Source organism: Inquilinus sp. YAF38 (genome assembly GCF_052113205.1).
Lineage (GTDB): Bacteria > Pseudomonadota > Alphaproteobacteria > DSM-16000 > Inquilinaceae > Inquilinus.
Window position 1 is genome coordinate 1 of sequence record NZ_JBFRCU010000007.1, and the last position, 21,102, is coordinate 21,102.

22 protein-coding genes are annotated in these 21,102 nt (G+C 70.4%); 14 read left to right on the top strand and 8 right to left on the bottom strand.

All coding sequences use genetic code 11. From position 1 onward, the window contains the following. From AB4Z01_RS04640 to AB4Z01_RS04665, 6 genes are all read left to right on the top strand, one after another. The coding region (locus AB4Z01_RS04640; protein WP_441691049.1) for an ATP-binding cassette domain-containing protein at window positions 1-833 on the top strand (833 nt) is incomplete at its 5' end. Between the two features lie 257 nt (window positions 834-1,090). Then, complete coding sequence (locus tag AB4Z01_RS04645; protein ID WP_441691051.1) at window positions 1,091-2,140, top strand: ABC transporter permease; 1,050 nt, start codon at window positions 1,091-1,093, stop codon at window positions 2,138-2,140. Further along, the gene (locus AB4Z01_RS04650) at window positions 2,137-3,081 is read left to right on the top strand and encodes an ABC transporter permease (protein WP_441691053.1); all 945 of its coding nucleotides are present in this window, start codon (window positions 2,137-2,139) and stop codon (window positions 3,079-3,081) included. Before AB4Z01_RS04645 ends, AB4Z01_RS04650 begins: the two co-directional genes overlap by 4 nt. Before the next feature lie 67 nt (window positions 3,082-3,148). After that, window positions 3,149-3,580, top strand: a complete 432-nt coding sequence (locus AB4Z01_RS04655; protein WP_441691055.1) for a hypothetical protein — start codon at window positions 3,149-3,151, stop codon at window positions 3,578-3,580. A gap of 12 nt (window positions 3,581-3,592) precedes the next feature. Continuing rightward, window positions 3,593-4,441, top strand: coding sequence for a hypothetical protein (locus tag AB4Z01_RS04660; RefSeq protein ID WP_441691056.1), 849 nt, complete (start codon window positions 3,593-3,595; stop codon window positions 4,439-4,441). Window positions 4,442-4,540: 99 nt separating this feature from the next. Further along, the gene (locus AB4Z01_RS04665; protein WP_441691058.1) at window positions 4,541-5,242 is read left to right on the top strand and encodes a hypothetical protein; all 702 of its coding nucleotides are present in this window, start codon (window positions 4,541-4,543) and stop codon (window positions 5,240-5,242) included. Window positions 5,243-5,364: 122 nt separating this feature from the next. Here the strand turns inward: AB4Z01_RS04665 and AB4Z01_RS04670 are convergent, their stop codons facing one another. Both AB4Z01_RS04670 and AB4Z01_RS04675 read right to left on the bottom strand, forming a co-directional pair. Continuing rightward, window positions 5,365-7,119 carry an acyl-CoA dehydrogenase gene (locus AB4Z01_RS04670; RefSeq protein ID WP_441691060.1) on the bottom strand — a complete coding sequence of 585 codons (1,755 nt, stop codon included), beginning with the start codon at window positions 7,117-7,119 and terminating at the stop codon, window positions 5,365-5,367. After that, a complete protein-coding gene (locus AB4Z01_RS04675) occupies window positions 7,116-8,036 on the bottom strand; it encodes a dienelactone hydrolase family protein (RefSeq protein WP_441691272.1) in 921 nt (306 codons plus the stop codon). Before AB4Z01_RS04675 ends, AB4Z01_RS04670 begins: the two co-directional genes overlap by 4 nt. Before the next feature lie 120 nt (window positions 8,037-8,156). On the opposite strand from AB4Z01_RS04675, the gene AB4Z01_RS04680 reads away from it, so the two are divergent. After that, entirely contained in the window at window positions 8,157-9,374 is a 1,218-nt protein-coding gene (locus AB4Z01_RS04680; RefSeq protein WP_441691062.1) for an OpgC family protein, read from the top strand. A gap of 304 nt (window positions 9,375-9,678) precedes the next feature. Continuing rightward, window positions 9,679-9,909, top strand: coding sequence for a hypothetical protein (locus tag AB4Z01_RS04685; protein WP_441691064.1), 231 nt, complete (start codon window positions 9,679-9,681; stop codon window positions 9,907-9,909). A 38-nt stretch (window positions 9,910-9,947) separates the two neighbouring features. Here the strand turns inward: AB4Z01_RS04685 and AB4Z01_RS04690 are convergent, their stop codons facing one another. The 3 genes from AB4Z01_RS04690 to AB4Z01_RS04700 all read right to left on the bottom strand — a co-directional run bounded on the left by AB4Z01_RS04690 (window position 9,948) and on the right by AB4Z01_RS04700 (window position 13,261). Further along, window positions 9,948-10,652, bottom strand: a complete 705-nt coding sequence (locus AB4Z01_RS04690) for a DUF899 family protein (protein ID WP_441691066.1) — start codon at window positions 10,650-10,652, stop codon at window positions 9,948-9,950. A gap of 211 nt (window positions 10,653-10,863) precedes the next feature. Further along, window positions 10,864-12,276 carry an FAD-binding oxidoreductase gene (locus AB4Z01_RS04695; protein WP_441691068.1) on the bottom strand — a complete coding sequence of 471 codons (1,413 nt, stop codon included), beginning with the start codon at window positions 12,274-12,276 and terminating at the stop codon, window positions 10,864-10,866. Window positions 12,277-12,286: 10 nt separating this feature from the next. Continuing rightward, on the bottom strand, window positions 12,287-13,261 hold the full coding sequence (locus AB4Z01_RS04700; RefSeq protein WP_441691070.1) for an L-threonylcarbamoyladenylate synthase: 975 nt from the start codon (window positions 13,259-13,261) through the stop codon (window positions 12,287-12,289). Between the two features lie 144 nt (window positions 13,262-13,405). On the opposite strand from AB4Z01_RS04700, the gene parA reads away from it, so the two are divergent. After that, window positions 13,406-14,020 (top strand): ParA family partition ATPase, encoded by a 615-nt coding sequence (gene parA / locus AB4Z01_RS04705; protein WP_441691072.1) that lies wholly within the window; start codon window positions 13,406-13,408, stop codon window positions 14,018-14,020. A 10-nt stretch (window positions 14,021-14,030) separates the two neighbouring features. On the opposite strand, the gene AB4Z01_RS04710 is transcribed toward parA, so the two are convergent. Further along, entirely contained in the window at window positions 14,031-14,540 is a 510-nt protein-coding gene (locus AB4Z01_RS04710; protein ID WP_441691074.1) for a DUF2199 domain-containing protein, read from the bottom strand. Window positions 14,541-14,667: 127 nt separating this feature from the next. On the opposite strand from AB4Z01_RS04710, the gene hisN reads away from it, so the two are divergent. Beyond that, a complete protein-coding gene (hisN, locus tag AB4Z01_RS04715) occupies window positions 14,668-15,441 on the top strand; it encodes a histidinol-phosphatase (RefSeq protein ID WP_441691076.1) in 774 nt (257 codons plus the stop codon). Continuing rightward, on the top strand, window positions 15,441-15,890 hold the full coding sequence (locus tag AB4Z01_RS04720) for a nucleoside 2-deoxyribosyltransferase (protein ID WP_441691078.1): 450 nt from the start codon (window positions 15,441-15,443) through the stop codon (window positions 15,888-15,890). The genes hisN and AB4Z01_RS04720 overlap by 1 nt, the downstream gene beginning before the upstream one ends. A gap of 79 nt (window positions 15,891-15,969) precedes the next feature. On the opposite strand, the gene AB4Z01_RS04725 is transcribed toward AB4Z01_RS04720, so the two are convergent. Together AB4Z01_RS04725 and AB4Z01_RS04730 are read right to left on the bottom strand one after the other, a co-directional pair. Next, window positions 15,970-16,113 (bottom strand): hypothetical protein, encoded by a 144-nt coding sequence (locus AB4Z01_RS04725; protein WP_441691080.1) that lies wholly within the window; start codon window positions 16,111-16,113, stop codon window positions 15,970-15,972. Between the two features lie 255 nt (window positions 16,114-16,368). Continuing rightward, entirely contained in the window at window positions 16,369-16,884 is a 516-nt protein-coding gene (locus tag AB4Z01_RS04730) for a SixA phosphatase family protein (RefSeq protein ID WP_441691082.1), read from the bottom strand. Window positions 16,885-16,994: 110 nt separating this feature from the next. Between AB4Z01_RS04730 and AB4Z01_RS04735 the strand changes: the two genes are divergently transcribed. The 3 genes from AB4Z01_RS04735 (at window position 16,995) to ppk2 (ending at window position 21,039) form a co-directional block, all read left to right on the top strand. Then, on the top strand, window positions 16,995-18,521 hold the full coding sequence (locus AB4Z01_RS04735) for a helicase HerA-like domain-containing protein (RefSeq protein ID WP_441691083.1): 1,527 nt from the start codon (window positions 16,995-16,997) through the stop codon (window positions 18,519-18,521). An 81-nt stretch (window positions 18,522-18,602) separates the two neighbouring features. Then, a complete protein-coding gene (locus tag AB4Z01_RS04740) occupies window positions 18,603-20,003 on the top strand; it encodes an adenylate/guanylate cyclase domain-containing protein (RefSeq protein ID WP_441691084.1) in 1,401 nt (466 codons plus the stop codon). 118 nt (window positions 20,004-20,121) lie between these two features. Continuing rightward, window positions 20,122-21,039, top strand: a complete 918-nt coding sequence (gene ppk2 / locus AB4Z01_RS04745) for a polyphosphate kinase 2 (RefSeq protein ID WP_441691086.1) — start codon at window positions 20,122-20,124, stop codon at window positions 21,037-21,039. Window positions 21,040-21,102 lie beyond the last annotated feature (63 nt).

Below are 21,102 nucleotides of genomic sequence, written 5' to 3' on the forward strand. Positions count from 1 at the left end.
GCGCCGCCCTGGCTGAGGCCATGATCGGCCGCGCCATCCCGGAGACGCGCAAGAGCCCGGCCGCGCCCGGCGCGCCGGTGCTGGCGCTGGACGGTGTCACCTTGCGCGGCGCCGCGGGGCGGCCGCTGCTCGACGGCGTCTCGTTCGAGCTCCGTGCCGGCGAGGTGCTCGGCATCGCCGGCGTCTCCGGCAACGGCCAGGCGGCGCTGGCCGGGCTGGTCTCCGGCCTGGCCCGGCCCGCTGCCGGACGGATGATCTTGTTCGACCGTCCGGCGCCGGTCGGCTCTCCCGCCGCGATGGTCGCGACCGGGGTCGGCCGGATCCCGGAGGACCGCCATCGCGACGGCGTCGTCGGCGACATGGCGGTGTGGGAGAACACGGCGCTGGAGGATTACCGTCGGCCGGAAGCACAGCGCTGGGGGCTGATGCGCCGCGGCGCCCTGCGCGACCGCGCGCGCCAGCTGGTCGCCGCCTATGACGTGCGCTGCCCCGGGCCGGAGGCGCGCACCCGGCTGCTGTCCGGCGGCAACATCCAGAAGCTGATCCTCGGCCGGGTGCTGGAGCGGTCGCCCGGCCTGGTCCTGGCCTGCCAGCCCACGCGGGGCCTCGATGTCGGCGCGGTGGCGGAGATCCACGGCAGGCTGCTGGCCGCGCGCGACCGTGGCGCCGGGGTGCTGCTGATCACGGAGGATCTCGACGAGCTGTTCGCCCTGTCCGACCGCATCGCCGTGATCCACAACGGCCGCCTCACCCAACCCTGGCCCGCGGAACAGCTGACCATCCGCGCCCTCGGCCTGATGATGGCGGGGCAGGAGCCGGCGCATGCGGCATAACCCGCATTTCCCACCCTCCGTGTGGCCTGCGCCGGTTCAAGACGCCGGCAGGGCAGGAGCCGTGCGCAGCCCGATGCGGCGCATCGGGCAAGCGCGGCGACGCCCCCTGCCGGCGTCTTCAACCGGCCCGAAGGGTTGCCTTGCGGCGGGCGCCTGCGGCCCCGGGCGGCTCGACCGTATATCCCGATACGCTCTTCGCCGCCCGGAGCCGCATTCACCTCGCCGCAAGGCAACGCAGGCCGCATGGAGGGTGGGAAATGCGGGTTGATCCGCGCGAGCGTGCCTCGCCGCTGCTGATGCTCGGCGCCTCGGCCGGCGCCGCCGTGCTGGCGCTGCTGCTCTGCGCCATCCCGCTGCTCTGGGCCGGCGCGCCCGTGCTCGAAGCCTATGGCGTGATGGCCCAGGGCGCCTTCGGCTCGCGCTTTGCCGTCGCCGAGACCCTGTCCCGGGCCACACCGCTGGTGCTGACCGGCCTCGCCGCCACCGTCGCCTTCCGGGCGAAGCTGTGGAACATCGGGGCGGAGGGGCAGCTCTATCTCGGCGCCCTGGCGGCGGCGGCTCTCGGCTCCGGCGCGCTCGACCTGCCCGGCTGGGCGCTGCTGCCGCTGATCCTCGCCGCCGGTGCGCTGGCCGGCGGCCTGTGGATGCTGGGCCCGACCCTGCTCAAGACCCGGTTCGGCGTCGACGAAGTGGTGACGACGCTGCTGCTCAACTTCGTCGTGCTGCTGTTCGTGTCGATGATGCTGGAAGGGCCGATGAAGGACCCGCTGGGCATGGGCTGGCCGCAATCGGCGCCGATCCTCGATGCCGCCGCCCTGCCGAAGCTGATCCCACGCACCCGCATCCATGCCGGGCTGGTGATCGCCGTCGCCGCCGCCATCCTGGTCTGGCTGATGACCACCCGCACCACCTGGGGCTTCGAGATGCGGGCCACCGGCGCCAACCCGTTCGCCGCCCGCTTCGCCGGCATGCCGGTCGGCCGGGTGATGCTGCGCGTCGGCCTGATCTCCGGCGCCCTGGCCGGCCTGGCCGGGGTGGGGGAGGTGGCGGGGCTGAAGGGCTACCTGACCCAGGACCTGTCGCCCGGCTACGGCTATGCCGGCATCGTCGTCGCCATGCTGGCGCAACTGCATGCGCTCGGCGTGCTGCTGGCGGCGCTGTTCGTGGCCGCGGTCTTCGTCGGCGCCGACAGCATGAGCCGGGCGATCGGCGTCTCCAGCTACATCGCCAACCTGGTGGTCGCCACCTCGCTGCTGACGGTGCTGCTCTCCGGCATCGTCCTGCGCTACCGGGTGCGGTGGCGATGAGCGAGGTCTTCGACATCCTCCTCGCCGCCAGCTTCTGGGCCGCGGCGCTGCGCATCGCCACTCCGCTGGTCTTCGGCACGCTGGGCGAGCTGATCTGCGAGCGCGCCGGGGTGCTGAACCTCGGCATCGAGGGCATCTTCACCGCCGGCGCCATGGCCGGCTGGATGTGGGTCTACCAGGGCGGCGACCTCTGGACCGGCGTGGTCTTCGCCGCCGGGGTCGGGGCCGCCTTCGGCCTGCTGCATGCGGTCCTGACCGTGCCGCTCGGCCTGTCGCAGCACGTCACCGGCATCGGCGTCACGCTGCTGGCCACCAGCCTGTCCTACTTCACCTACCGCATGGTGCTTCCGAACGCCTCGACCCCGCCGCGGATCGAGCCGTTCCAGCCGCTGGCGCTGCCGGGCCTATCGGACCTGCCCTGGATCGGCCCGGTGCTGTTCCAGCAGTCGCCGCTGACCTATCTGGCGCTGGCCGCCGTGGCGATCACTGCCTGGGTGCTGCATCGCACTCCGCTCGGCCTGGCCCTGCGCGCGGTCGGCGAGAACCCGGCGGCGGCGGAGGCGCAGGGCATCAACGTCGTGGCCGTGCGCCTCGGCGCGGTGATGGCCGGGTCGGCCCTGATGGCGGTCGGCGGCGCCTTCCTGACCATGTCGGCCTTCAACGCCTTCTTCTTCGAGATGGTGGCCGGCCGCGGCTGGGTCTGCATCGCGCTGGTGGTCTTCGCCTCCTGGCGGCCGGGCAAGGCGCTGCTCGGCGCCCTGCTGTTCGGCGCCTTCGACGCCTTCCAGGTCCGGCTGCAGCAGCTCGCCGGCGGCGTGGTGCCTTATCAGATCTTCCTGATGCTGCCCTATCTGCTCAGCATCCTGGCCCTGATCGCCATGTCGCGCCGCGCCACGGTGCCGAAGGCGCTGATGGTGCCGTATCGCAAGGGCGAACGGTAGGCCCCTGTCTCCCGGCCCCGCGCCAGGATAGAATGGTCTCCTAGCGCGGGGCGATCTGGGGGGCGGCATGAGCATCGTCGTGCACAAGAATCCCGACGGTACCTTCACCGTGACCTGCGGCGACACCGCGGTCACGGTCGGCACGCCGACCGCGGGCACGGCCCCTGCCGCTCCATCCACGGGCGGCGGCGCCGGCACCATCCCGGTCGGCGGCCCGGCGACCTATCCGGGCGTGACCCCGGTGGGCGGCGGCGTCTCGATCAGCATCGTCGGCAAGGACCCGGACGGCAGCGAGCCGGCGGATGGCGATGTGGTCGACATCGACGCCATCCTGAAGGCGCTCCAGGCCTCGCGGGCCGAGAGCACGCGAGCCGGGCTGAAGCTGCGCTGGGCCGGGCGCCAGCCGATCGACATCGACGATGTGCTGCGGAAGGCGCGCGGCACGGCCGGGCCGGGGCCGCTCGACATCTCGATCGCCATCGATGACGACCCGTTCTGAGGGGCGGCCGGGATGAGCGGCGAGAGCTCCGACCCCTTCGGTCCGGCCAAGGACAATCTGCGCGACACGATCAAATGGCTCGCCACGACCATGGGGGCGCTGGCGGCCGCCGTGGTGGCCGGTGTCTCGCTCAGCGGCCTGCTGGAGGTCGAGGGGTGGCAGCGCCTCGTCGCCCTCGGGGGCGCGGCCGCCGGCGTGCTCGGCATCTCGGCGATCGTAGTCATCTTCCTCGGGCTGCTGATGTCCCGGGCGTTCTCGCTGTCGCTGCTGGAGAGCAGCCCGGCGCTGCAGCGGCTGGTAGAGCCGGTGGCAGTGGACATCCTACCGGCGGAATATTCGACCCTGAAGGACTTCCTGGACTTCCGGGGAAAGGCGCTGAAAGCCGCGCGGACCCATCGGTTCGACACCGCAAACCCGGACTATGTCGCTGCGACCGACTTTCTGACGAAAACCGACGCGTCGCTCGGCCGGATCGTCAGCTTCGGCCATTTCGAGATGATGTCGCAGCGCCTGCGGGGCGGCGCGCCGTATCTGATCGGCTGGGGGCTGTTCGCCCTGGCCGGGCTGGTGGTCTTCGCCCTCTTCGCCGGCGGCAAGCCTGTGCCGTCCGGCCCCTCGGCAGTGCTGCCGGTGGAGCTTGCGCCCGGCAAGGCCTGGGCGGATCTGGGCCAGGCCTTCACCGGCGCCTGCGGGGACGTCGCGGCGTTGAAGGCCGAGATCGTCGGCGTGCCGCAGCCGGGTTGGCTGACGCTGAAGCTGCTGGCGCCGGAAGGCTGCGCCGGGCTCTCGCTCGACGTGCCGGCGCGGGTCACCGCGTCTCCCGCCGCCGCGATCGGCGTGCCGGCGCCGGCGGGGCGTTGAGGCCGGCGCGTGCCACGGGCAACGCGGCCTTGTCCCAGGGGGCGGTTTTCGTGCTAGGGATGGCGGATTGCGAGCCGGTCGCAAGGCGGGAGTATGGGAATGAGCGAAAAGCTGCGCCTCTATGTCGGTTACGATTCGCGCGAGGACATCGCGTGGCAGGTCTGCCGTCATTCGGTGCTGCAGCACGCGTCGAAGCCGGTCGAGGTCACGCCGCTCAAGCTGCCGGAGCTGCGGGCGCAGGGCATCTACACCCGCCCGGTCGACACGCTGGGCTCGACCGAGTTCACCTTCAGCCGCTTCCTGGTGCCGGCGTTGGCCGGGTACCGGGGCTGGGCGGTGTTTTGCGACTGCGACTTCCTATGGTTCGGCGACATCGCCGACCTCTTCGCCCAGGCCCAGGACCGCTATGCGGTGATGGTCGTGCAGCACGACTACCAGCCGAAGGAGGCGGTGAAGATGGACGGCAAGCCGCAGGCCGCCTATCCGCGCAAGAACTGGTCCAGCCTGATGTTGTTCAACTGCGGCCACCCGGCGAATGCTGTGCTGACGCCGGAGGTGGTGAACCGCGAGACCGGCGCCTTCCTGCACCGCTTCCAGTGGCTGGCCGATGACCAGATCGGGTCGCTCGACACCGGCTGGAACTGGCTCGAGGGCTGGTACCCGAAGCCGGCCAAGGGCACGCCGCAGGCGGTGCACTACACCCGCGGCGGCCCGTGGTTCGAGAACTACCAGGACGTCGACTACGCCCAGGAATGGCGCGACGCCGCCGCCGAGGTGCAGCGGCTGGGCATCCACGCCTGAGGCCCGGTTTCGCCGGCTCTCTCACCCGTCATTGCGAGCCGAAGGCGAAGCAATCCAGGGCCGCTCGCATCGGCCCCTGGATCGCCGCGTCGCTGCGCTCCTCGCGATGACGACATTGGGGGTTAGGCCGCCCCGTCCACCACGCTTCTCCACCCCTCGGTGATCGGCAGCAGCAGGGCGGCGGCCTGGGGCAGGAACTGCTCGGCGAAGAAGCGGGCATGGGCCAGCTTGGCGGCGCGGAGCACGGGATCACTCTCATCGGCCAGCGCCGCCCGGGCCATCAGCCAGCCGCCGGCCACCAGGCCGAACATCCGCAGATAGTGCACCGCGCTGGCGGCGACGGCGGCGGGGTTCTCGGGGGCGGTCTCGACCACCCAGTCGGTCGCCGCCATCAGCGCCGCCAGGCTCTCCACCAGCCGGTCGCGGATCGGCGCCATCGCCGGATGGGCCGCCAGCTCCGCCTGGGTCCGGGCCATCTCCTCGAACAGCGCCAGCGCCGCCGCGCCGCCATCGCGCGCGACCTTGCGGAAGGCCAGGTCGTTGGCCTGGATGCCGTTGGTGCCCTCGTAGATCGGCGTGATCCGGGCGTCGCGCAGGAACTGGGCGGCGCCGGTCTCCTCGATATAGCCCATGCCGCCATGCACCTGGATGCCGGTCGAGGCCACCTCGCAGCCAACATCCGTGCTCCAGCCCTTCACCACCGGAGTCAGCAGGTCGACCCGGGCCTGCGCCTTCGCCCGCTCGGCCGGGTCGGGATGGCCTCGGGCCAAGTCCAGCGCCGCGCCGGCGCTGTAGGTCAGGGCCCGCGCCGCGTCGGTCAGGCAGCGCATCGACAGCAGCATCCGGCGGACATCGGGATGGGCCGCGATCGGCGTGCCGTTCTCCGCCCCGATCGGCTTGCCCTGGACCCGGGTGGCGGCATAGGCCTCGGCCGCCTGGGTGGCGCGCTCGGCGATCGCCACCCCCTGCAGCCCCACGGTCAGCCGGGCGTTGTTCATCATCGTGAACATGTACTCGATGCCGCGGTTCTCCTGGCCGATCAGGAAGCCGGTGGCGCCGCCGGCGTCGCCATAGGCCATGACGCAGGTCGGGCTGGCATGGATGCCCAGCTTGTGCTCCAGGCTGACGCAGCGCAGGTCGTTGCGCTCGCCCGGGTTGCCATTGGCGTCGGGCAGCAGCTTCGGCACCAGGAACAGGCTGATGCCCTTGATCCCGGCCGGCGCGTCCGGCGTGCGGGCCAGCACGAGATGGACGATGTTCTCGGCCATGTCGTGGTCGCCATAGGTGATGAAGATCTTTTGGCCGGTGATCCGGTAGCTGCCGTCGCCCTGCCGCTCGGCCCTGGTCCGCACCGCGCCGACATCGGATCCGGCCTGCGGCTCGGTCAGGTTCATGGTGCCGGTCCAGACGCCGGAGACCAGCTTCGGCAGATAGGTCCGCTTCTGCTCGTCCGAGCCATGCGCCTGCAGCGCCTCGACCGCGCCCTGGTTCAGCACCGGGCACAGGCCGAAGGCCAAGCTGGCCGATTGCCACATCTCCGACACCGCCATCGCCACCGCCCAGGGCAGGTCCTGGCCGCCCCATTCCGCCTCGAAGGGCAGGGCGTTCCAGCCGCCGTCGCGATACTGCGCATAGGCCTCGCGGAAGCCGGGGGCGGTGCGGACCACGCCGTTCTCCAGCCGGGCGCCCTCGCGGTCGCCGATGGCATTCAGCGGCGCGATCACCTCGGCCGCCAGCCTGCCGGCCTCCTCCAGCACCGCCTCGACCAGCTCCGGCGTCGTCTCGCTCTTGCCGGGCAGGGCGGCGATGCGGTCGAGCCCGACCAGATGCCGCAGCACGAAGCGCATGTCGGCGAGTGGCGCAGCATAGGCGGTCATCGGACGACTCCCAGGTTCCCCGACGACGGCGCGGGGTTTCCCTTTACGTAAAGGGGAGATTTCACCGAGCCGGCGCCCAGATCAAGCCCCAGCCGCTTATCGAGGAAGCTCAAGGCCCGCACCTCGGCGTCGTCGACCGGGGTCCAGCTCGGGCTCAGCGCCGGCGGGTCGGCGATCGGCTGGGCCCGGTCCAGCATCGCCGTGGTCGGGGCGGTGAAGTCGAAATTGTGCTGCATGCCGGGATAGACGATCAGGCTGACCGCGGCGCCCTTGGACAGCCAGGCGTCGAACAGCGTGTCGCAGGCCGCGGCCGGGGTCACGCTGTCGGCCGCCCCCATCAGCACCAGCAACGGCGTGTCGCCGACCGGCTGGGCGTCGGTCATGTATTGGTTGCAGCGGGGATAGAGCGCGATCGCCGCGGCGAAATGCGGCGCGGTCTTGGCGATCAGCGCCTGCCGCATCGTCGCCGTGGTGGCGACGGCGGTGGTGGCACCCTGCGACCAGCCCAGCACGGCGATCTGCTTGGGATTGATTTCCTTGCGGGTTTGCAGATACTCTAAGGCACCCACAGCATCCTTGACCCGCAGCTCGACCGGGATCGTCGACAGGCCGACCGAGACGATCTCGCGATAGCCGCGCGGGGTGTAGCTGTCGACCAGCAACATGGCATAGCCGCTGGCAGTCAGCCGGGTGGCCCAGCGGTCATGCGCCGGGGCATAGCCGCCGGACCCGTGCAGCCCGACCACGGCCGGGAAGGGGCCACCGCCCGGCGGCAGGAACAGGCGTCCGGTGATCACCTCGCCGGACAGGCTCTTGAACATGACGGTCTCGGCCGGCGCCATGCCCTGGGCCCGGGCAGGCCGGTCCAGCACCGGCGCGATGGCCAGCAGCAGGATCGCGATGCACAGGCGAAACATGCTCAATTCATCCCTCCGCCTGGCAGTGTTCCACGACTCGGTTTTCGATGGAACCTCGCTCGCGATGAAGCGTTCCCCAAATGCATCGCCTCGTCGGGCTGATGCGGCCGGAGAGATGAAATGACCGTACAGAAGCCGGCGCGCGACGTTCGGATCGATTTCTTCCGTGGTCTGGCGCTGATCATCATTTTCATCAACCATACGCCCGGGAACATTGCCGGAATGTTCACGCCGCGGATCTATGGGTTGAGCGACGCGGCGGAGATCTTCATCTTCCTGGCCGGGCTGTCCTCGGCAATGGCGTTCGGCCGCAGCTTTGACCGGGCCGGATTTCTCGCAGGTTTCGGCCGGGTGGTCCAGCGCGTCTGGCAGCTCTACCGTGCCCATATCGGCCTGTTCATCGTCATCTGCGGCATCATCATCGCAGCGAACCGGGTCTTCGCCGAGCCGAACTACATCTCACGGCTGGGCATCGATCGTTTCTTCCAGGATCCTGGCGGATCGCTGTTCGAGCTGCTGTCGCTGCACTATGTGCCGCATTATTTCGACATCCTGCCGCTCTACATGCTGCTGCTGGCGGCGATCCCGGTGATGGTGCTGCTGGCGCGGATCTCGCCGGTGCTGGTGGTGGCGGTGTCGGCCGTGCTCTACACCGGCGCGGTGGTCGAGGGGTGGAACCTGACCGCCGATATCGCCGAGGGCCGCGGCTGGTTCTTCAACCCCTTCGCCTGGCAGGTGCTGTTCGTCGCCGGCTACGGCTACGGTGCCGGCTGGTTCGAGGTGCCGCGGGCGACGCGCGGCCGCATCACCGTGGCGCTGATCTACCTCGCCTTCTGCGCCGCCCTGGCACTGTCGCTGGTCCGGCTGGACGGCGGCCTGTTCGCCGGCATGCGCGATATCCTGGAGCCGCTGGCGCGCAAGACCGACAACGGCCCGCTGCGCCTGCTGCACTTCTTCGCCCTGGCCTATGTCGTGGTGTCGCTGCTGCGCGCCGTGCCGGAGCTGATCACCCCGCGCGGGGCCGAGCCGGTGGCCGTGATGGGCCGGCACTCGCTGTCGGTGTTCCTGCTCGGCATGGCGCTGTCCTTCGTCGGTGGCATCGTCTTCGACCAGGCGGGGCAGGGGCTGCTGCCGCATCTCGCGGTCAATCTCGGCGGCATCGGGCTGCTCTGGGGTTGGGCTCGCGGCGCCGCCTGGTTCAACGGCCAGCCCTGGAAGCGCGGCCGCGACCTGCCGGCCAAGCCCGCCCCGACCTTCCGCATCCGCCCGGCCCGGACCGCGCCGATGCCCGCCCCGGCCATGGCCCGGCTGCGCCTGGCCCCGCGCCGGGCGTTGTAGCCGGATCGGCATGCCCCGTTCCGCATAATCAAACGACGGAGTGATCCGGCTCGTCCGTGTATTGGGGCGGAAGGGGCGTTGGGTCTGGAAAGTCATCCCGCCGCCCTGTGGGTAGTTCCAGGGTTCGCCGTAAAGTTGCCATGGAATTGCCTCAATTGGAAAACGGCGTGCCGACTGGCTGAGATCCGGTCGGATGGAGATGAATATGGTTGCCGGTTCGTTGGGGTCTCGACTCTCGCGGGTTGGTATCGTCGGAATCTTGGTCGCCCTGGCGGCCTGCGGGCCGACCCCGAGCGAGATGCAGTTGAACTACGCCTCGCAGCAATGCTCCTATGGCGATCCCTATGCCTGCGACTCCGTCGGTCCGCTCTCCTATCAGGCCCAGGCCGAGCGGCAGCAGCAGGACACCAACACCGCGGTGGCGGCCGGCCTGCTGGCGGTCGGCGGCATCGCCCTCGGCGCGGCTCTCGCCGATGATGGCGGCGGGCATCGGCACTACCACGGCGGCGGCTGGGGACGTCGCGGCCACTGGTGAGGCGGGCGCGGCCGGGCGACCGCGCCCGGCCGCTCCGCTCAGTCGTAGCTCAGCTTCGGATACCAGTCCGTGCCCCGGCCCTCGGGGGTGCAGTCCAGCACCATCCAGAGCGGCGACGGGTCGGGGGCGCCGCGCGGGTCCTGGCCGGGATCGGCGGTCTCGCCGGTCATCTCCTCGGCCCAGAAGTGCCGGATGGTGCCGTCGCGCCGGGTGAACACATGCAGTGCCGGAAGGTCCGATCCGTCGGGCCCGACGGCGAAATAGTCACGCGAATAGGCGCCGTCGACATCGCTGACCAGGCGCAGGTCGCGCCAGCCGCGCTCGCGCTTCCACGCGGCCAGGCGGGGGAAGGGCGAGCGGGCGACCACCGCCAGGGCGGCGCGCTGGCCAATATCGGCGGCGTTGCTGTCCCAGGCGTCGAGCAGGTTGGTGCACATCGGGCAGGGGCGCTCGCGCTGCGGCCCGAACATGTAGCTGTAGACCACCAGCGTCGGCTTGTCGCCGAACAGCCCGGCCAAGTCGATCGGGCCGTCCGCGCCCTCGAAGCGGTAGTCGCCAGTCACCGGGCCACCGGGCGGCAGCGCCCGGCGCTGGGCGGCGACGCTCTCGATCTGGCGCCGCAGCTCGATCTCCTGGGCCAGCAGGGCGGTGCGGGCGGCGCGGTACTCCGCGCTCTCATTGGGAATCCGGACAGAGTTGGCGCGCGCCAACTCAGCGGCGGGAGTCAGGGTCTTCGCGTCCATCGGGAGGTCCTCCACGGGTTGACGCATCTTGTCGTCGGCGCAGGGCAGGATTCGACAGCAAGGCGGTTCTTTGCTGCCTGGGCTCGATCTCCTTTTCTGTCATGCCGGGCTTGACCCGGGCATCCAGAGGCTGTCGACGCCCACTGGATTGCCGGGTCAAGCCCGGCAATGACAGGATAAGAAAGCTAGAGCCTGTGGCCGCTAATCCAATCTAGACCTGGATCACCTTGCCCGGATTCATGATCCCGGCCGGGTCGATCGCGCGCTTGATCCGGCGCATCAGGTCGATCTCGACCGCCGGCTTTCGCTCGGCGATCTCGTCGCGCTTCAGCAGGCCGACGCCGTGCTCGGCGCTGATCGACCCGTCCAGGGCGGCGACGATGTCGTGCACCCGGTGGCTGATCTCTTCCCAGCGCGCCATGAAGGCGGCGCGGTCGGCGCCCACCGGCTGGTTCAGGTTGAAATGGATGTTGCCGTCGCCGAGATGGCCGAAGCCCACCACCCGCACGCCCGGCACCATGGCTTCCGACAGCGCCGTCGCCCGCTCCAGGAACTCCGGCACCTTCGCCACCGGCACGGCGATGTCGTGCTTGATTGCCCCGCCCTCGAAGCGCTGGCCTTCGACGATCGCCTCGCGGATCCGCCAGAAGGCCTTGCGCTGCGCCTCGCTGGACGCGATCGCGGCGTCCGTCACCAGCCCGGCCTCCAGGCCGCCGGCCAGGACCGCCTCCAGCTGCTCGGCCAGCGGGGCGTCGGCGGCGGGGGAGGACAGCTCCAGCAGCACGTACCAGGGATGCGGCTCGGCCAGCGGGTCGACGACGCCGGCGACATGGCGCAAGGCGAAGTCGATGGCCAGGCGCGGCATCAGCTCGACCCCGGTGACCGACCCGCCGGCCTCGGCCCGGGCGCGGCCGAACAGGGCGACGGCGGCGGCCGGGTCCGGCACCGCCACCAGCGCCGCGGCGACGCTGCGCGGCCGCGGGAACAGCTTCAGCACCGCGGCGGTGATCACGCCCAGCGTGCCCTCGGCGCCGATGAACAGCTGCTTCAGGTCGTAGCCGGTGTTGTCCTTGCGCAGGGCACGGAGGCCGTCCCAGACTTGGCCGTCGGGCAACACCACCTCCAGCCCCAGCACCAGGTCGCGCATGTTGCCGTAGCGCAGCACCGCGGTGCCGCCGGCATTGGTCGACAGGTTGCCGCCGATGCGGCAGCTGCCCTCGGCGCCCAGGCTCAGCGGGAACAGCCGGTCGGCCGCCTCCGCCGCCGCCTGCACCTGGGCCAGGATCACCCCGGCCTCGACCGTGATGTGGTCGCCCTCGGCATCGACCTCGCGGATCCGGGTCAGCCGGTCGGTGGCCAGCAGGATCTGCCCGGCCACGGCCACGGCGCCGCCGCACAGCCCGGTGTTGCCGCCCTGCGGTACCACGCCGATGCCGCGTTCGGCGCATAGCGTGACCACCGCCGCCACCTCGGCGGTCGATGCCGGCCGCACCACGATGCCGGCCGTGCCCTGGTACTTGCCGCGCCACTCCTTCAGATAGGGCGCCAGATCCGCCGCCTCGTGCAGCACGCCCTGCGGGCCGGTGATGGCTGTCAGGGCCTCCAGCATCGCGGCATCGGTCATGGATCTCTCCCTAGGGGCGGGGGGCCGCGGCGCGGCGCAGCCGGTCGTTGATCGCCGCGCCCAATCCGGTCTCCGGGATCGGTGCCACCGCGATGGTGCCGGCGCCGGTCTTATCCAGCGCCCGCAGCATGGCGAACAGGTTGGCGGCGGCCTCGGCCAGGTCGCCCTTGTCGCTGAGGTTCATCACCTTCGGCCCGCTGCGCAGGTCGGGGCCGAAGGTCAGCAGCACCTCGTCCGGGCCGATCGCGCCGGCGTTCAGCCGCACCTGTGCCCGCGGCGCGTAGTGGCTGGCCAGCTGGCCGGGCGAGGCCGGCCGCTCCGGGTCCTTCTCCGGCAGGGCGATGGGGCCGAGCAGGGCGGTCAGCTCCTCGATCGTCACACCGCCCGGGCGCAGCAGCACCGGCCGCTCGCCGGTCAGGTCCAGCACGGTCGATTCCAGCCCGACGGCGCAGCGCCCGCCAGCCACCACCAGCGACACCCGGCCGGACAGCCCGTCCAGCACATGTTGTGGCGTGGTCGGGCTGACCGCGCCGGAGACATTGGCGCTGGGCGCCGCCACCGGCCGGCCGACCGCGGCCAGCAGCCGTCGGGCCGCGGGATGCGCTGGCACCCGGATCGCCAGGCTGTCGAGCCCGGCCGAGGCCAGCAGCGACACGCGCGCGCCCTCACGCCGCGGCAGCACCAGGGTCAGCGGGCCTGGCCACAGCGTCTCGGCGACCCGCTGGGCACGGTCGTCGAACACCACCAGCTCCTCGGCCTGCGCGGCATCGGCCAGGTGACAGATCAGCGGGTTGAAGCTGGGGCGCCGCTTGGCCTCGAAGATCGCGGCCACAGCCCGGTCGTTGGTGGCGTCGCCGCCCAGGCCATAGACCGTCTCGGTCGGGAAGGCGACCAGATGGCCCTCGCGCAGCAGCGTCGCGGCGCGGGCGATGCCGGCGGGGCCGTCGTCGACGATCTCGGTCCGGATCGGATCATGGGTGCTCATAATCCGGTTCTATAACCCGATCCGCGGCCGGGGCGATATGCGCTGAGCGGCCATCTGCTGCCGCCACGAGGCCGTTCTCCGATGATCTTATGTTGCGCTGCAGCAGAAGTCGCGTGACAGTGCCTCTGTAACAGGAGAAGAAGAATGGCCGGTCGGACGATCACCGTGGCGCAGCAGAAGGGCGGGGCGGGCAAGACCACGCTGGTCGCGCATCTCGCCGCCGCCTTCATCCGCTCCGGCCTTACAGTCGCGACCGTGGATATCGACCCGCAGGGCAGCCTCAGCCGCTGGGTCGAGGCGCGCGGCGCCGACCCCGGCTTTACCCATCTCAGGATCACCGGCTGGCGGGTGCCGGCGGCGGTCGACCGCGCCCGGGCGACGCATGACCTGGTGCTGATCGACAGCCCGCCGCATGCCGCCTCCGACGCCCGCATCGCGGTGCGGGCGGCGCAGCTGGTGCTGGTGCCGATCCAGCCCAGCCCGATGGATCTGTGGGCGACGCAGCCGACGCTGGACCTTGCGGCGGAGGAGAAGGTGCCGGCGTGGATCGTGCTGAACCGGGTGCCGCCTCGCTCGAAGGTCGCCGACGCGCTGGAGGTCGAGATCGGCCGCCTCGGCATCCCGGTGCTGGCGGCCCGGATCGGCAACCGCACCGGCTTCGCCGCGGCGATGCTGTCCGGCCGCACCCTGGTCGAGACCGCGCCGAGCACCAAGGGGGCGGAGGAGATCCTGGCCCTGGCGGCGGCGCTGCGGGCGTAGCCCGGCCGTCTCAATGCCGCGGCAGATGAGCCTCGGCGATCTCGACGACGCGCTCGATGGTGATGCCCTGCCGCTGCTCGACGGCCAACGGATGATCGGTCGGCTCCAACTCGATGAAGGGGCGGGTCGGCGGCGTCCGCAGATGCACCATCGTCTTCAGGTTCAGGATCTCGGGATAGGTGTTCAGCGTCGCCGACAGCCAGCCGAAGCGAGGCGCGTGGCTGGCCCGGTCCGGCGCCTCCCAGGTTTCCAGGATCAGCGCCATGCTCTCACCCGACACCGACACCCAGAGGCCCCAGGAAAACGGCTCGTCATGGCCGATGATCGGGATTTCGAGACAGCCGCGGATATAGAATGCCCGGTCGTCGATCGTGCACATGTCGTCGGTCAGCAGTGTCCGCGCCTCCCGTTCCGCCTCCGGGATGCCGTAGTAGTCCAACGGCGCGGCGGTGGCGAAGGCGAGCGGCAGTTCGTCGTGCTGCCGATTGCAGCAGGAACAGGCCCAGGCGTATCGCAGCATCGGGCGATCCTTCTCGATTCAGCCGGGCCAGGGTAGCAGGCCGGGGCCCGTCCCGCCTCGCTGAACGCTTGCCCCGGCCTCGATTTCCGGCGAGGCTGCGGCCCTTCGCTCGAACGCCGAGACAGCCATGACCGCCGATCCCTTCGTCGCCTTCGCCGAAAGCCTTGCCGATGCCGCCCGCCCGGCGGCGATGCGCTGGTTCCGCACCGGGCTCGCGGTCGAGGACAAGGCCGATGACTCGCCGGTGACCATGGCCGACCGCTCGGTCGAGCAGCTGATGCGGCAGATGATCAACGGCCGCTATCCCGACCATGGCATCCTCGGCGAGGAGCATGGCCGCGAGGGCGTCGACCGCGACCTGGTCTGGGTGCTGGATCCGATCGACGGCACCCGCGCCTTCATCGCCGGCGTGCCCCTGTTCGGCTCGCTGATCGCCCTGGTCGAGAAGGGCAAGCCACGGGTCGGGGTGATCGAGATGCCGGCGCTGGGCGAGCGCTTCGTCGGCCATATCGGCCACCCGTCGCTGGCCGACGGCAAGCCCTGCCGCACCCGCGACTGTGGCGGGCTCGGCAATGCCATCCTCACCACCACCTCGCCGGAGGTGTTCTCGGGCGACTCCCTCAAGGCTTTCGAGCGGCTGGCCGGGGCGGTGAAGCATCGGCGCTACGGCCTCGACTGCTACGGCTATGCCCTGGTCGCGCTCGGCTGCATCGACCTGGTGATGGAGCGCGGCCTGCAGCCCTACGACTACATGTCGCTGGTGCCGGTGATCGAGGGCGCCGGCGGCGTCATCACCGACTGGCAGGGCCAGCCGCTCGGCCTCGACTCCTCGGGTGAGGTCCTGGCCGCCGCCACGCCGGCGCTGCACCGGGCGGCGCTGGACGTGATCGGACGCGGCTGATGCCGAGCCTGTATTTCGCCGCGCCGCTGTTCTCCGCCGCCGAGCTGGTGTTCAACGCGGTGCTGGCGGAACGGATCGAGGCGCTGGGCTTCACCGTCTTCCTGCCGCAGCGCGACGGGGTCGAGAGCCGCCGCGAGCCCTGGGCGTCGATGGCGCCGGAGGAGCGGCGCCGCGTCCTGTTCGAGCTCGACCGCGACCAGGTCTTCGCCTGCGACGTGCTGCTGGTCGTGCTCGACGGCCGGGTGCCGGACGAGGGGGCGGCGCTGGAGCTCGGCATGGCCTATGCCCACCGCCAGCTGGCGAAGCCCGGGCGCCGGCTGGTCGGGCTGCACACCGATTCCCGCGCCGCCTTCCTCGGCGCCAGGCTGAACCCGATGCTGGCGATGCCGCTCGACGCCGTGTTCGACGACGCGGATGCGCTGCTGGGCTATCTCGCCGGCATCCGCTGACCGCCCTTGGACAATCTGGGTCACCGCGCCGGGCCAGGGCATGACCCGGACCCGGCGGTGATCGGCGATCTGGTAGACGTCAGCGGTAGTAGCCCGGATGGTAGTAGTACGGGTGGTAGTAGGCCGGGTGCGGATAGGCGGGATAGACGACGCAGCCGGCCAACGAGGCCGCTGCGATCAGGGCCGCCCCGGTCTTGAGCAGGCGGGTCGAGAGACGCGACATGGGAACATCCTCTGCTGACATCCGCGCCCGGTTGGGCGCGGTATCGATTCCACGCCCCAGAGATTTCGTCCCGTCGCCAGTCTCTGTCAGCTTACGATATCTTCATCGAAGAGGATGATTGTGCAGTGTGGCCGATCGGCCATCATCGACTCTGCGGACGGTGAATAATCTGAAAGGCGGGAACAGTCCCGCAATTTGATTGTTGGCGCGAGTTTTGCAAATCGTCTGTTGCTGATCTGGGCGGAATCAAGGCGATCAGCTTTCGGCCGTCCTCGGCGTCTCGAACGCGACCAGCCGGCCGCCGGGGCCGGCCTCGGCCCAGCGCTCGACCGGCAGCTCGATCACCGCCAGCCCGGCGGTCGGGTATTTCTCCGCCAGCCGGGCCAGCGCCGCCTTGTCGCCCGTCGTCGCCAGCCGGCGCGCCAGCTGCTCCAGATCGGGATTGTGGCCGACCAGCAGCACCGTCGCCGCCTCGTCTGGCGCCTGGCGTAGCCGGGCCAGCACCCCGGCGCCACCGGCCAGATAGAGGCCGCGGTCGAAGCGGGTCTCGGGGGCGGCGCCCAGCGCCTCCAGCGCCAGCGCCAGGGTCTGCCGGGCGCGGGTGGCGGTCGAGCACAGCACCAGGTCGGGCTTCGGCCCATGCGTCTTCAGCCAGGCGCCCATCTTCGGCGCGGCGTCGCGGCCGCGCTCCGCCAGCGGCCGGTCGTGATCGGCCAGGGCCGGGTCGGCCCAGTCGGATTTCGCATGTCGCAGCAGGATCAGGGTCTTCATCGCTTCTCCTCGCGGGCCTACCCTGCGCAACATCTGGCGTCCCGTCCAGCCGCGAGGCACCATGCGCCTGAGATGCCTGCTATCTGGGGCCGCGGGCCGAGGAGACGGACATGACCGACGGACTCACTTTCGCGAAAGGCCAGCGCGAGCACCGGCTGCTGCTCGGCCTCGGCAACCGACACGGGCTGATCGCCGGCGCCACCGGCACCGGCAAGACCGTGTCGCTGAAAGTCCTGGCCGAAGGCTTCAGCCAGGCCGGCGTACCGGTCTTCGTCGCCGATGTGAAGGGCGACATCGCCGGCATCAGCCAGCCCGGCGCGGCCAACCCGAAGATCGAGGAGCGCGCCAAGACGCTCGGCCTCGGCGCGCTGACCTATCAGGGCTATCCGACCGTGTTCTGGGACCTGTACGGCAAGCTGGGCACGCCGGTCCGCGCCACGGTGGCGGAGATGGGGCCGCTGCTGCTGTCGCGCCTGCTGCAGCTCAACGACACGCAGGAGGGCGTGCTCAACATCGCCTTCAAGGCGGCGGACGAGGAAGGGCTGCTGCTGCTCGACCTCAAGGACCTGCAGGCGCTGCTGGCGCACATGGCCGAGAACGCGTCGAAATTCACCGGCGTCTACGGCAACGTCTCCAAGGCCTCGGTCGGCAGCATCCAGCGCCAGCTGCTGGTGCTGGAGCAGCAGGGGGCGGAGGCCTTCTTCGGCGAGCCGGCGCTGGACCTGATGGATCTGATCCGCACCGGTTCGGACGGGCGCGGCATGATCAACGTGCTGGCGGCCGAGACGCTGATCCAGGCGCCGCGGCTCTACGCCACCTTCCTGCTCTGGCTGCTGTCCGAGCTGTTCGAGCGCCTGCCGGAGGTCGGCGACCCGGACAAGCCGAAGCTGGTGTTCTTTTTCGACGAGGCGCACCTCCTGTTCGACGACGCGCCCAAGGCGCTGGTCGAGAAGGTCGAGCAGGTGGTGCGGCTGATCCGCTCCAAGGGCGTCGGCGTCTATTTCGTCTCGCAGAACCCGATCGATATCCCGGACAAGGTGCTGGCCCAGCTCGGCAACCGGGCGCAGCACGCGCTGCGCGCCTTCACCCCGCGCGACCAGAAGGCGCTGAAGGCCAGCGCCGACACCTTCCGCACCGAGGCCGGGCTCGATGTTGCCCGCGCGCTGCAGGAGCTGGCGGTGGGCGAGGCGCTGGTCTCCTTCCTCGACGCCAAGGGCATTCCCGAGGTGGTGGAGCGGGCGCTGGTCTGCCCGCCGGTCTCGCGCCTCGGCCCGATCACCGACGGCGAGCGCCAGGCGGTGATCGCCGCCGGCGGCATGGCCGTGAAATACGCCGCCGCGATCGACCGCGACTCCGCCTATGAGAAGCTGAGCATCAAGGCGGCCGAGGCGCAGCAGCAGGCCACGGCCGCCGCCGAGGCCAAGGCCCAGGCGAAGGCCGAGGCCAAGGAAGGCCCCAGCATGGCGGAGTCGATCTTCCGCGACGTGATCCGCAACGCCGGCAGCTCGGTCGGCACCCAGCTCGGCCGCAGCCTCGGGCGCAGCGTCGGCGGCTCGGGCGCCGGCACGATCGGCGGCAGCATCGGCCGCGCCGTGGTCCGCGGCGTCCTGGGCTCGCTCTTCGGCGGCCGGCGTTGACGGGCCGCGCGGCCGGAGGCGCCGTGACGTAAGGCAAGCGGCCCCTGTCCGCCACGGGCGCGACTGGGGTATGCTCCGCCCATGCAGGACAACGACGCCCTCTTCGACGCCTTGCGCCGCTCGGCCGACCCCGGCGTGGTCGCTGCCGTCGACGATCTCGTCCGCAACGGCCGCGATGAGGAGCTCGCGCGCGTCAACGCCCTGGCCTTCGCGGCCGCCCGCAGCCTGGATGAGGAGGCGGTGATCGCGGCCCTGCTGCACGCGTCGCGGCTGGGCCTGTTCGAGATGTCCTGGAACATCCTGTGCCCGAGCTGCGGTGGCGTCCTGGACGCCAACGCCACGCTGAAGAGCGTGCGGCAACAGGATTACCATTGCGCATTCTGCTCGGTGACCAGCGAGCCGACGCTCGACGACACGGTCGAGGTCAGCTTCACGGTCAGTCCCCGGATCCGCCGCATCGCCGCCCACGACCCCGACACCCTCGGCTTCTGGGACTATCACCGCCAGGTCTTCTTCGGGTCCGGCGTCGCGTTCCCGGAGCTGGGCGCATTCGACAAGCTTATGCTGGAGACGGTCGAGCTGCAGGCCGGCGAACGGATGATCCTGGCCCTGCAGCTTCCCGCGCACCCCCTCATCATCTTCGACCCGGTGACTCACACGGCCCATCTGGTCGAGACCGCGGGCGAGCCGACGACGGACCGCCGGGAGCTGTCCATGGTCTTCACCAGCGCCCCTGCCGGCGTCGGCCGAACCACCCTGTCCCCAGGTCCGCTCCGCCTTCAGCTCGACAACCGGGCAGAACGCCGGGTCCTGGTCGGCGTCTATGTGGCGGGCCCGGAGCTGGACAAGCTGATCGGCGGCCGCCGCCCGTTCCTGACCGCCAAGCGGCTGCTGACCAACCAGACCTTCCGCGACCTGTATCGGACCGAGACGCTCGACGTCGAGCAGCGGCTCAAGATCATGAGCCTGACCTTCCTGTTCACCGACCTGAAGGGGTCGACCGATCTCTACGAGCGGGTCGGCGACCTCGTCGCCTATGACTTGGTGCGCTCCCACTTCCAGATCCTGAACGAGATCGTGGCGTCCGAGGCCGGGGCCGTGGTCAAGACCATCGGCGACGCCGTGATGGCGACGTTCCCGGCGCCGCACCGGGCCGTCTCGGCTGCGCTGCGCATGCGCGACTCCATGCGGCAGCTGAACGCGCGGCAGGGGGCGGAGGAGCTGATCTTGAAGATCGGGATCCATGAGGGGCCGTGCCTCGCGGTGAACCTCAACGATCGCCAGGACTATTTCGGCCAGACCGTCAACATCGCATCGCGGGTGCAGGCGCTGGCTACCGAGGACAGCATCTTCGCCACCCAGGCGGTGCTCCGGGACGCGGAATCGGTCCGGCTGCTCTCGTCGCGCGGGGTCGAGGCCCGGCCTCAGGCGCTGACGCTCCGGGGTGTTGCAGACCGCATGCCCGTCTTCGCGATGAGCTGACGTTCAGCGACCGACTGTCACCAAACTGCATAAGCTTCCGGGTACACGGGGTGAGAGACCGTCTGGAAACGCGCCAGTAGCATTTACAGACGGTCTCTGAGCAGCAGGAGGCAGGCCCATGACCGAGCTGAAAGACACCGACACCCGCAGCTGGCACGAGATCGAGCTCGAAGACGACATGGACGAGGAACTGGAGCAGGCGGTCGACGACGCCCGCGTCCCGCCCGAGCTCCGCGCCCTGCTCGAGACGCGCCGGAAGAACTCCATCGACCGCCACATCTATTTCAATGAGCTGCTGCGCCTGCAGAGCGAGCTGGTGAAGCTGCAGGACTGGGTGCACCACAAGGGCCTCAAGATGGTGGTCCTGTTCGAGGGCCGCGACAGCGCCGGCAAGGGCGGCGCCATCAAGCGCATCACCCAGCGCGTCAATCCGCGCACCTGCCGGGTGGTGGCGCTGCCCGCCCCCTCCGACCGCGAGAAGACCCAGTGGTACTTCCAGCGCTACGTGCCGCATCTGCCGGCCGCCGGCGAGATCGTGCTGTTCGACCGCAGCTGGTACAACCGCGCCGGCGTCGAGCGCGTCATGGGCTTCGCCAGTGAAGGCCAGGTGGAGGACTTCTTCCGCGACGTGCCGGAGTTCGAGCGCATGCTGCTGCGCTCCGGCATCATCCTGGTGAAGTACTGGTTCTCGATCACCGACGAGGAGCAGCAGCTGCGCTTCCTGATGCGCATCCACGACCCGATCAAGCAGTGGAAGCTCTCGCCCATGGACCTGCAGTCCCGGGTGCGATGGGAACAGTACACCAAGGCCAAGGAGGCGATGTTCGAGCGCACCAGCATCCCCGAGGCGCCCTGGCACATCGTGGAGGGAAACGACAAGAAGCGGGCGCGCCTGAACTGCATCTCGCACCTGCTCTCGGCGGTCCCCTACGAGGAGGTGCCGCACGAGGAGATCAATCTGCCGGAACGGGTGTTCGACCCGAACTACGAGCGCCGCACGCTGCCGGCCGAACTCTACGTGCCCCAGCGCTACTGACGTGGCGCTTACCGTTCAGGCTTGTGTATAGTGCGGTGAAATCGAGCCCGACAAGGGCTTGAT

Bases quoted from the DNA above. Each gene is read 5' to 3' on its own strand.
- AB4Z01_RS04645 (WP_441691051.1), top strand. From the start codon at position 1,091: ATGCGGGTTGATCCGCGCGAGCGTGCCTCGCCGCTGCTGATGCTCGGC.
- AB4Z01_RS04650 (WP_441691053.1), top strand. From the start codon at position 2,137: ATGAGCGAGGTCTTCGACATCCTCCTCGCCGCCAGCTTCTGGGCCGCG.
- AB4Z01_RS04655 (WP_441691055.1), top strand. From the start codon at position 3,149: ATGAGCATCGTCGTGCACAAGAATCCCGACGGTACCTTCACCGTGACC.
- AB4Z01_RS04660 (WP_441691056.1), top strand. From the start codon at position 3,593: ATGAGCGGCGAGAGCTCCGACCCCTTCGGTCCGGCCAAGGACAATCTG.
- AB4Z01_RS04665 (WP_441691058.1), top strand. From the start codon at position 4,541: ATGAGCGAAAAGCTGCGCCTCTATGTCGGTTACGATTCGCGCGAGGAC.
- AB4Z01_RS04670 (WP_441691060.1), bottom strand. From the start codon at position 7,119: ATGACCGCCTATGCTGCGCCACTCGCCGACATGCGCTTCGTGCTGCGG.
- AB4Z01_RS04675 (WP_441691272.1), bottom strand. From the start codon at position 8,036: ATGTTTCGCCTGTGCATCGCGATCCTGCTGCTGGCCATCGCGCCGGTG.
- AB4Z01_RS04680 (WP_441691062.1), top strand. From the start codon at position 8,157: ATGACCGTACAGAAGCCGGCGCGCGACGTTCGGATCGATTTCTTCCGT.
- AB4Z01_RS04690 (WP_441691066.1), bottom strand. From the start codon at position 10,652: ATGGACGCGAAGACCCTGACTCCCGCCGCTGAGTTGGCGCGCGCCAAC.
- AB4Z01_RS04695 (WP_441691068.1), bottom strand. From the start codon at position 12,276: ATGACCGATGCCGCGATGCTGGAGGCCCTGACAGCCATCACCGGCCCG.
- AB4Z01_RS04700 (WP_441691070.1), bottom strand. From the start codon at position 13,261: ATGAGCACCCATGATCCGATCCGGACCGAGATCGTCGACGACGGCCCC.
- parA (WP_441691072.1), top strand. From the start codon at position 13,406: ATGGCCGGTCGGACGATCACCGTGGCGCAGCAGAAGGGCGGGGCGGGC.
- AB4Z01_RS04710 (WP_441691074.1), bottom strand. From the start codon at position 14,540: ATGCTGCGATACGCCTGGGCCTGTTCCTGCTGCAATCGGCAGCACGAC.
- hisN (WP_441691076.1), top strand. From the start codon at position 14,668: ATGACCGCCGATCCCTTCGTCGCCTTCGCCGAAAGCCTTGCCGATGCC.
- AB4Z01_RS04720 (WP_441691078.1), top strand. From the start codon at position 15,441: ATGCCGAGCCTGTATTTCGCCGCGCCGCTGTTCTCCGCCGCCGAGCTG.
- AB4Z01_RS04725 (WP_441691080.1), bottom strand. From the start codon at position 16,113: ATGTCGCGTCTCTCGACCCGCCTGCTCAAGACCGGGGCGGCCCTGATC.
- AB4Z01_RS04730 (WP_441691082.1), bottom strand. From the start codon at position 16,884: ATGAAGACCCTGATCCTGCTGCGACATGCGAAATCCGACTGGGCCGAC.
- AB4Z01_RS04735 (WP_441691083.1), top strand. From the start codon at position 16,995: ATGACCGACGGACTCACTTTCGCGAAAGGCCAGCGCGAGCACCGGCTG.
- AB4Z01_RS04740 (WP_441691084.1), top strand. From the start codon at position 18,603: ATGCAGGACAACGACGCCCTCTTCGACGCCTTGCGCCGCTCGGCCGAC.
- ppk2 (WP_441691086.1), top strand. From the start codon at position 20,122: ATGACCGAGCTGAAAGACACCGACACCCGCAGCTGGCACGAGATCGAG.